General features: G+C 43.0%; 1 protein-coding gene. It reads left to right on the plus strand.

Annotated features, from left to right (window positions below):
* Window positions 1–704 (plus strand): NAD(P)/FAD-dependent oxidoreductase (locus ACRCJ0_RS17645; protein WP_431391449.1); only part of this gene is annotated, 704 nt, incomplete at both ends.

Raw genomic sequence — 704 nt, forward strand, 5'->3', positions numbered from 1 at the left:
CTTGTCCGTAGCATTATTAGAACGTGGAATCCCTGGGGGCGAATTGGTCAATACAGCGGATGTCGAAAATTACCCTGGTTTCAAAAACATCCAAGGACCAGACTTGGCTAATGAAATGTATGAAGGGGCAATGCAATTTGGTGTGGTCCACGAATTTGGGACGGTCACTAAAGTAACGCCGAATGAAAGGGCGCATTTACTGGAAACAGATATGGGTAAAACTTACCAAGCTAAAGCGATCATTATCGCAACTGGTTCTGTTCACCGTAAATTGGGTGTGCCAGGTGAAGATAAATACTCAGGCCGCGGTGTTTCTTACTGTGCGGTTTGTGACGGGGCTTTCTTCCGTGATAAAGACCTTCGTGTAATCGGTGGAGGTGACTCAGCTGTTGAAGAAGGGACTTACTTAACGCAATTTGGTAAAAACGTGAATATCGTTCACCGTCGTGACGAATTACGGGCTCAAAAAATCTTACAAGACCGTGCTATGTCTAACGATAAGGTTGATTTCACATGGGATACAGTTGTCAAAGAAATCAAAGGAGACGACATGAAAGTCACTGGTTTAGCCGTTGAAAACGTTAAAACTGGTGAAATTACTGACGTGGATACAGATGGTGTCTTCATTTATGTTGGTTTGATTCCAAATACCGAAGCATTTGCTGATTTAAACATCACAGATGAAGAAGGTTGGGTGATCACAA

It is taken from the genome of Aerococcus sp. L_32 (genome assembly GCF_050689315.1).